Here is a 6758-nt window from a genome sequence, read left to right on the forward strand (position 1 = left end):
TTATGTGTTTTCGTTTTATTCCCAAGGGATGAATTACTCCGTCCGTTCCTGGAAACCACCTGCTTTTTTGACAAAAATGTAGATCGCCAAAATGCCCAGCAGCGTGTGTGCTGTCAGCGTGTACATGATATATTCCGGATGTCCGGCCGCTTCAAAACGCCCCATCAGGCCGGTATAAATTCCGCTTAAAGTAGCACCTACAAAAACCGATAGAAAGTTGGTTCCCATATACAGGCCCGCTTTCTCTTTGGGAGCAATCCACATGATGTATTCCTGGATTCGGGGCGAGGAAATCATTTCGCCAATGGCAAACAGGAAAACGCCGAGAAAAACCAGCCCGTTAATGCTTGTTACCGATAGTCCGAGTACCACAAAGCCCGATGCGGCAATCAGCAATCCAATCATAAACGATGGAATGGCTGCCCGTTTTTCAAAAATGCGCGAGATCAGTAGCTGGAAGACGATGATAATGTAACCGGTATGCGAAATGGCCTCGGCATTTAATCGCCAAACCCCTCCATCCTGGTTCGAAATGAACCGTGCAACACCGGTTCCCAGCACCATTCGCACCGATTCGTATAGCGCGGCCGTGTCCATGTATTCGTTGATGTAAACAGCCAGCACATTGAAGAATGCCCAGAATGGCAGCCAGAAGAATACACCCAGCAGCGTGAGAAAACTCAGAAACTTGATGTCGGAAAGCGCTTCGCCCATGTCCCTGAATTTTTGTTTCAGCGTAACTCCCTCCAACTCGCGGTCAGGCTCTTTGTAAAACAGCAGGGTGATGATGAACATCAGCCCCACGGTAGCCGCTGCCGTATAAAAAACGTAGTCCCACGACCAACCCCGCAGTTTGCCCATAATGATGGGGCCAAACGAGGCTCCCAGGTTGACCATTTGGTAGAAAATACCAAAACCCAGTGTTTTGTTGGTTGAGTCGGTTGTTGCCCGAACAGTGGACGAAATGAGTGGCTTAAACAAGCCGGCGGCAAAACCAATTGTGAGCATGGTGAGCGCAATGCCGCTGAAGGTTTGTGTGAGGATTAGAAGTAAAATGGCAGGTAAATATGCCAGGTACGAAATGAGCAGCATCTTTTTAAAGCCATACCGGTCGGCAAAAGTACCCGAAAACAGCGGCACCAGGTATGACAGCGCCAGGAAAATACTTTGCACAGTCCCCAGATCGCCCTTCGAAAAACCCAGTTCGGTCATGTAAATACCGAAACTCATGTAAATACCGTAATAGGCGAAGCGTTCCAGCACTTCAACGCTATTGGCCACCCAAAACACCGTTGGGAATTTAGTTCGTTTACCCATGTTGCAGTTTGTTTAGATTCTTATTCAGCTATGACTCGTATGGCGCAACAAGTTAGCAATTTTTTGATATTTCAGAATGTGAATTTTCTCATGTCGAAAACGCCATTTTTGTTTCGATTACACCGTTGAATGAACACTCTCCTATTTAATCGTTTTTGGGGCACCTCCAAGGTACCCCCTCCCACCTCAAACATGCAAGCGAGTGCCTAAAAGCTGATTAGAGTAGGAGCGAAGTCGATCATACTCCCCGTGAATGACAGTCGGTCGAATGGTGCATGGACTCACAGACGCTATTCCTTGTTGAGCTTGTTAACCGCCAGCTGATCGGGACAGTCGGCAAGCAGTTGCGCGATTGTTTTATGGAGAACCGGGTGAAGGAAGTGTGGAGCAATTTCGGCCAGTGGTTTCAGCACAAAGCGGCGTTCGGCGATTCGGGGGTGTGGAATTTCGAGCCGGGGATGTCGAATCACTTGCTCATCGTAAAAAAGTAGATCCAAGTCTATTAATCGCGAAGCGTACTGTTGCGCATGCCTAACCCGCCCCAATTGCTTTTCAATATGCTGGGTTTGCTCCAGAAGCTGCAACGGCTGTAAACGGGTTTCAACCACAACGGCTTGGTTCCAGAAGAGATCGTTCGATTCAAAACCCCAGGGTTCCGTTTCATAAACAGCCGACTGAGCTGTGATTGTCCCCGCGTTGGACGCAATCATTTCCAAAGCTTTGGTAAAAAGCTGCTGCTTATCACCTAAATTTCCCCCTAGCAGTAAATAGACTTGTGCCATGTCTTGTCGATTATTGATGAAATAATAAACCAGTCGGTGAACTTAATTGTAACGAATTGCTTAATTTCGTACCTATTCCTGACAAAGACAAAGTTATAAACCACAACAGATAAATTATCACCATGAAGAGTTTTTTGAAGTACACTCTGGCAACCATTGTAGGCGTTATGATTGCTGGCTTTTTGATGATGTTCTTATCCATCGGAATCCTGTCGTCCCTGGTTTCGATGGGCGAGCAACCCGTTACCGTCAAAGATAAAACCGTTTTAATGCTTCGTCTCGAAGATGAAATTATTGAGCGTGCCAATAAGAATCCATTTAATGACCTGGACATTCCGGGAATCTCGGGAACCCGACAAACTGGTCTGGATGAGATTCTGGCCTGTATTGAAAAAGCGAAGACAGACGATCACATTGAAGGAATCTACCTGAATCCGTCGATGATTAATGCCGGGCTGGCTAGCGTAGAGGAAATTCGTAATGCTTTGATCGACTTCAGGGAAAGTGGCAAATTTATTTATGCCTACGGCGAAGCACTCTCGCAAAAGGCGTACTATTTGGTTTCGGTGGCCGACCAAGTGGTTTTGAATCCCAAAGGAATGCTCGAACTGAAGGGATTGAGTTCGCAACACTTGTTTTTCAAAAATGCGTTGGAAAAAATTGGTGTGGAAATGCAGGTTATCCGACATGGAAAATTTAAGGCAGCGGTTGAACAATACCTGTTGGAAGAGATGAGCCCTGAAAACCGGCTTCAAACTGAGAAATACACCAGCAGCCTTTGGGGACAGATGTTAGCAGACATCTCAGCATCAAGAAATATTTCAGTAGAGAAACTAAACAGCCTGGCCGATGGGGTGACCACTTTTCGTACGGCCGATTACTTGTTAAGTGAAGGTTTGGTTGATACCTTGAAGTACAAGGATCAGGTAATTGACGATTTGAAAGCATTGACAGGAACCCGCGAGAGCAAAGATGTTCAGGTAGTGGAAGTAAAAAAGTACGCCAAAGTACCTGCTCCTAGCGATGGCAAAGGCCTGGCAAGAGATAAAATAGCTGTGATTTATGCCAGCGGTGGCATCGATATGCCTGCTGGTGGCGTTGACGATATTGATTCGGAGAAATTGTCGCGCGCCATTCGCGAAGCCCGCCGCGACAGTTCGGTTAAGGCCATCGTACTGCGTATCAACTCGCCGGGAGGAAGCGCTTACGGTTCTGAAGTTATTTGGCGCGAAGTAAAATTGGCATCCGAAGCTAAACCAGTCATTGCTTCGATGGGCGATGTGGCAGCTTCAGGTGGTTATTACATTGCCGCCGCTGCCGATACGATTCTGGCCGACCGTACCACCATTACCGGTTCCATCGGCATTTTTGGTGTTATCCCAAATGTGGGCGAGCTCATGTCCGACAAATTAGGCATTACCCAGGATGTGGTCAACACCAACGAGCACTCAGATATCTTGTCACTCACCCGTCCGCTCACCAGTTTTGAAGAGGGATTGATGCAAAACTTCATAGAAGAAGGCTACGGTACGTTTACCAGTCGCGTGGCCGAAGGACGAAACATGACTCAGCAGGCTGTGGATGAGGTAGGACAAGGCCGGGTTTGGGCTGCCGAAAGCGCCATCGAAATAGGCTTAGTAGATCAGTATGGAGGAATCAGCGATGCCATCGCTTTGGCGAAAGAAATGGCCGGATTGGATCGTTACCGGATCAAGGCGCTGCCCGAAATTAAGGATCCGTTTGAAGAATGGCTGAAAGAATTGTCGGGAACAGCACGAATGTGGGTGTTGAAGCAAGAGCTGGGAGACGCATTCCCGGTTTATCAGCAATTGAAACAAATCAAGCAAACACGCGGTGTCTTGGCGCGTATGCCGTTTGATATTCGCCTGGACTAACTTTTTGAAATTTGTTTGATCGAGATAAATCAGAAGCTGACCTTTTCGTCAGCTTCTTTTTTTATGCGTGAATTTTAATAACTTCGTAAGACAAAAATCACCCATGCTAAAAATTATATTATACCCGCTTTCATGGATTTATGGGTTCGTTGTTTATATTCGAAACAGCCTGTACGATTACAAGTTTCTGAAATCAACAGAATTCGAAATCCCGGTAATTTCCATTGGAAACATTACGGTGGGCGGAACTGGAAAAACCCCGCATACGGAATACTTGGTTGAGCTGCTCAAAAAACATGTTCAGGTGGCCACCCTGAGTCGCGGATACAAGCGTAAAACGAAAGGTTTTCGTTTGGTTGAAACTACTTCTAAAGCCCGTGAGGTGGGCGACGAACCCCTCCAGATTAAGAAGAAATTTCCGGAAGTGACGGTCGCTGTAGACGAAAAACGGGTGCGTGGCATCAACCAACTGCTAAAGGATGAAACCAATTCGCCCGATGCCGTTTTGCTTGACGATGCATTTCAGCACCGCAAAGTAAGCCCCGGAATCAATATTTTGCTGATTGATTACAATCGGCCCATCGACAAGGACGAACTGCTGCCCGTTGGACGACTGCGCGAGCGTAAATACCAGCGACGGCGCGCCAACGTCATCATCTATACCAAGTGCCCGGATGAAATTACGCCCATTACCCGGCGGATTATCATGAAAGATGTGAACCTGCGGCCTTACCAGTCGTTGTACTTTACCACCATGGTCTATGGCAACCCGCTTCCGGTTTTTGATGAGCCTGCAGTCGAAGTGAATGAGATCCGGCAGTCAGTCATTCTGCTCTCGGGAATTGCCAACCCGGCACTGTGGCAAAGCTATATGGCTGGCCGATATGCTGTGATTGACGAGCTTATTTTTGGCGATCATCACCATTTTACAGCAAAGGATTTGAAAACGATCGAGGCCCGCTTTATCCGGTACCAAGAGCTAAATCCGGTGATTGTTACCACCGAAAAAGATGCGATGCGGCTCCGTGATGAAGAAAGTATTCCGGGGTTTATCCGGTCGCGTATGTATTATATTCCGTTGAAGATTAAGTTTCTCGATCACGAAGGGAAAAGTTTTGACAAAACAATAGTAGGCTATGTTAAAGACAATAGAAGTAACCGCAAGTTACATAAGCGAACGAATAAAAGGAAAGGTTGAAGTCGGCATTATTTTAGGGTCTGGACTGGGGGGCTTGGTGAACGAAATTGCCATCGAAAAAACCATTCCCTATAAAAACATCCCTAACTTTCCGGTGTCAACCGTCGACGGGCACAACGGAACCCTGATTTATGGAACCCTTGGCGGGAAAAAGATTCTGGCGATGCAGGGACGTTTCCATTATTACGAAGGCTATTCTATGAAAGAGGTAACCTTCCCTGTTAGGGTGATGAAAAGAATGGGAATCAGCCAGCTGATTGTTTCCAATGCGACCGGGGGATTAAACCCTGATTACAAGGTCGGTGATTTGATGATTATCAGCGACCACATCAACATGTTCCCCGAGCACCCGCTGCATGGCAAAAACATCGATGAGCTGGGGCCCCGATTCCCGGATATGAGTCAGGTTTACTGCAAGCAATTGCGTGATCAGGCGAAATTCATTGCCCTTAAAAACAAGATTGATGTCAAGGAAGGTGTTTATGTTGGCGTACAGGGGCCAACGTTCGAAACCCCTGCCGAATATAAGATGTTTCGGATTTTGGGCGGCGATGTGGTTGGCATGTCTACTGTTCCTGAGGTGATTGTGGCCCGGCATATGGGGATGAAAGTCTTTGGGATCTCCATTGTTACCGACAGCGGCGTGCCGGGCGAGATCGTGGAAATATCGCACGAGGAGGTGCAGGAAGTTGCCATGCGCTCTGAGCCCTCAATGACAATCATTCTGAAAGAGCTGATTAAAAGAATCGGATAAGAAAGGAACGGCATGATTTTAAAACTTCCAGAATTCCAGGATATCCAAGAGGCGCATGAGCTGATCAAAGGACAGGTTCATCGCACACCGGTGATGACTTCGCAATCGATCAACGAGATCACCGGGGGAAAGCTGTTTTTTAAGTGTGAAAATTTTCAGAAAGTTGGTGCTTTTAAATTTCGCGGAGCATCCAATGCGGTACTGTCGTTAGGCAAAAACCAATTGCTTAGGGGTGTTTGCACCCATTCGTCCGGGAATCACGCCGCCGCGCTGGCCCTTGCTGCCCGCATGCGCGGGATTCCGGCTTACATTGTGATGCCAGACAATGCTCCTGCGATTAAAAAGAAGGCAGTTGAATCTTACGGCGGACGGATTACCTATTGCCAGCCCACGCTGGAAAGCCGCGAGCAAACCTTGCTCGAGATTGCCGACAAAACCGGCGCAAAGGAAATTCATCCGTATAATAATTTTCAGGTGATTTGCGGGCAGGGCACGGCCGCCAAAGAATTGATTGAAGATTCCGGAAATTTCGATATCATCCTCTGTCCTATCGGCGGCGGAGGCCTGCTTAGCGGAACCGCCATCAGCGCACGGGCGCTTAACCCGAACGGCTTGGTGATCGCTGCAGAGCCGGAAGGTGCCGACGATGCGTACCGCTCGTTTCATGCCAAAATGCTGGTCCCTTCGATTAATCCGAAAACCATTGCTGATGGGCTGCTCACGTCTGTTGGCGAGTTGAACTTTCGAATTATTCAACGTAAAACCGATGAGATTGTAACGGTCTCTGATCGGGCGATCATCCGGGCTATGCG

6 protein-coding genes are annotated in these 6758 nt (G+C 47.7%); 4 read left to right on the forward strand and 2 right to left on the reverse strand.

Annotated features, from left to right (window positions below; all coding sequences use genetic code 11):
• Nucleotides 1–33: 33 nt before the first annotated feature.
• Together AAC033_RS04430 and folK are read right to left on the reverse strand one after the other, a co-directional pair.
• Complete coding sequence (locus AAC033_RS04430; protein WP_339735810.1) at nucleotides 34–1317, reverse strand: MFS transporter; 1284 nt, start codon at nucleotides 1315–1317, stop codon at nucleotides 34–36.
• Nucleotides 1318–1607: 290 nt separating this feature from the next.
• Nucleotides 1608–2099 (reverse strand): 2-amino-4-hydroxy-6-hydroxymethyldihydropteridine diphosphokinase, encoded by a 492-nt coding sequence (gene folK, locus AAC033_RS04435; protein WP_339735812.1) that lies wholly within the window; start codon nucleotides 2097–2099, stop codon nucleotides 1608–1610.
• A gap of 122 nt (nucleotides 2100–2221) precedes the next feature.
• Between folK and sppA the strand changes: the two genes are divergently transcribed.
• The 4 genes from sppA to AAC033_RS04455 form a co-directional block, all read left to right on the forward strand.
• On the forward strand, nucleotides 2222–3994 hold the full coding sequence (gene sppA, locus AAC033_RS04440) for a signal peptide peptidase SppA (RefSeq protein ID WP_339735815.1): 1773 nt from the start codon (nucleotides 2222–2224) through the stop codon (nucleotides 3992–3994).
• Nucleotides 3995–4097: 103 nt separating this feature from the next.
• A complete protein-coding gene (gene lpxK, locus AAC033_RS04445) occupies nucleotides 4098–5192 on the forward strand; it encodes a tetraacyldisaccharide 4'-kinase (RefSeq protein WP_339735817.1) in 1095 nt (364 codons plus the stop codon).
• Nucleotides 5131–5946, forward strand: a complete 816-nt coding sequence (locus AAC033_RS04450) for a purine-nucleoside phosphorylase (RefSeq protein ID WP_339735819.1) — start codon at nucleotides 5131–5133, stop codon at nucleotides 5944–5946. Before lpxK ends, AAC033_RS04450 begins: the two co-directional genes overlap by 62 nt.
• 12 nt (nucleotides 5947–5958) lie before the next feature.
• The coding region (locus tag AAC033_RS04455) for a pyridoxal-phosphate dependent enzyme (RefSeq protein ID WP_339735821.1) at nucleotides 5959–6758 on the forward strand (800 nt) is incomplete at its 3' end.

It is taken from the genome of uncultured Sunxiuqinia sp., assembly GCF_963974515.1.
Taxonomy (GTDB): domain Bacteria; phylum Bacteroidota; class Bacteroidia; order Bacteroidales; family Prolixibacteraceae; genus Sunxiuqinia.

Excerpts from the sequence above, each read along its gene's own strand:
- lpxK (WP_339735817.1), top strand. The coding sequence starts at position 4,098 with ATGCTAAAAATTATATTATACCCGCTTTCATGGATTTATGGGTTCGTT.
- sppA (WP_339735815.1), top strand. The coding sequence starts at position 2,222 with ATGAAGAGTTTTTTGAAGTACACTCTGGCAACCATTGTAGGCGTTATG.
- AAC033_RS04430 (WP_339735810.1), bottom strand. The coding sequence starts at position 1,317 with ATGGGTAAACGAACTAAATTCCCAACGGTGTTTTGGGTGGCCAATAGC.
- folK (WP_339735812.1), bottom strand. The coding sequence starts at position 2,099 with ATGGCACAAGTCTATTTACTGCTAGGGGGAAATTTAGGTGATAAGCAG.
- AAC033_RS04450 (WP_339735819.1), top strand. The coding sequence starts at position 5,131 with ATGTTAAAGACAATAGAAGTAACCGCAAGTTACATAAGCGAACGAATA.